Below are 1700 nucleotides of genomic sequence, written 5' to 3' on the forward strand. Positions count from 1 at the left end.
CCCGACTCCACCGCCCCGACGCGTTCCCAACCCGAAGGCTGTACTGACGCGAGACGATCTCACCGAGCACCTAGTTCAATGTTCCACCCATGAGCTACCAGCAAAGACATTCGCTTTGATCTGGCGCCTGGAACACCCTGCGGTGTCCAGATGCTCCTTAGAAAGGAGGTGATCCAGCCGCACCTTCCGGTACGGCTACCTTGTTACGACTTAGTCCTAATCACCGATCCCACCTTCGACAGCTCCCTCCTTGCGGTTAGGCCACTGGCTTCGGGTGTTACCGACTTTCATGACTTGACGGGCGGTGTGTACAAGGCCCGGGAACGTATTCACCGCAGCGTTGCTGATCTGCGATTACTAGCGACTCCGACTTCATGAGGTCGAGTTGCAGACCTCAATCCGAACTGAGACCGGCTTTTTGGGATTCGCTCCACCTTACGGTATCGCAGCCCTTTGTACCGGCCATTGTAGCATGCGTGAAGCCCAAGACATAAGGGGCATGATGATTTGACGTCATCCCCACCTTCCTCCGAGTTGACCCCGGCAGTCTCCTATGAGTTCCCACCATGACGTGCTGGCAACATAGAACGAGGGTTGCGCTCGTTGCGGGACTTAACCCAACATCTCACGACACGAGCTGACGACAACCATGCACCACCTGTATACCGACCTTGCGGGGCAACCATTTCTGGAAGTTTCCGGTATATGTCAAGCCTTGGTAAGGTTCTTCGCGTTGCATCGAATTAATCCGCATGCTCCGCCGCTTGTGCGGGCCCCCGTCAATTCCTTTGAGTTTTAGCCTTGCGGCCGTACTCCCCAGGCGGGGAACTTAATGCGTTAGCTGCGACACGGAGACCGTGGAAAGGTCCCCACATCTAGTTCCCAACGTTTACGGCGTGGACTACCAGGGTATCTAATCCTGTTCGCTCCCCACGCTTTCGCTCCTCAGCGTCAGTAACGGCCCAGAGAACTGCCTTCGCCATCGGTGTTCCTCCTGATATCTGCGCATTCCACCGCTACACCAGGAATTCCATTCTCCCCTACCGCACTCTAGTCTGCCCGTACCCACTGCAGGCCCGAGGTTGAGCCTCGGGTTTTCACAGCAGACGCGACAAACCGCCTACGAGCTCTTTACGCCCAATAATTCCGGACAACGCTTGCACCCTACGTATTACCGCGGCTGCTGGCACGTAGTTAGCCGGTGCTTTTTCTGCAGGTACCGTCAAGCCGAAGCCCTTCTTCCCTACTAAAAGAGGTTTACAACCCGAAGGCCGTCATCCCCCACGCGGCGTTGCTGCATCAGGCTTTCGCCCATTGTGCAATATTCCCCACTGCTGCCTCCCGTAGGAGTCTGGGCCGTGTCTCAGTCCCAGTGTGGCCGGTCACCCTCTCAGGCCGGCTACCCGTCGTCGCCTTGGTGAGCCATTACCTCACCAACTAGCTGATAGGCCGCGAGTCCATCCTTGACCGAAAAACTTTCCACCCGCACCCGATGCCGGGGCAGGTCGTATCCGGTATTAGACGCCGTTTCCAGCGCTTATCCCAGAGTCAAGGGCAGGTTACTCACGTGTTACTCACCCGTTCGCCACTAATCCACCCAGCAAGCTGGGCTTCATCGTTCGACTTGCATGTGTTAAGCACGCCGCCAGCGTTCGTCCTGAGCCAGGATCAAACTCTCCGTAAAAAAATTACGACCTCCC

The 1700-nt window shown here is 56.7% G+C and carries 2 rRNA genes (1 of these 2 only partly in view); both read right to left on the reverse strand.

Annotation, left to right across the window (positions count from 1 at the left end):
- Positions 1-130 (reverse strand): 23S ribosomal RNA (locus C5C24_RS17240) (its annotated part extends 2165 nt beyond the left edge of the window); the annotation flags it as partial.
- Between the two features lie 31 nt (positions 131-161).
- Positions 162-1684: ribosomal RNA gene (locus C5C24_RS17245) — 16S ribosomal RNA — on the reverse strand.
- Positions 1685-1700: the final 16 nt, after the last annotated feature.

This window comes from Rathayibacter sp. AY2B3 (genome assembly GCF_002931755.1).
In the GTDB taxonomy this organism is placed as follows: domain Bacteria; phylum Actinomycetota; class Actinomycetes; order Actinomycetales; family Microbacteriaceae; genus Rathayibacter.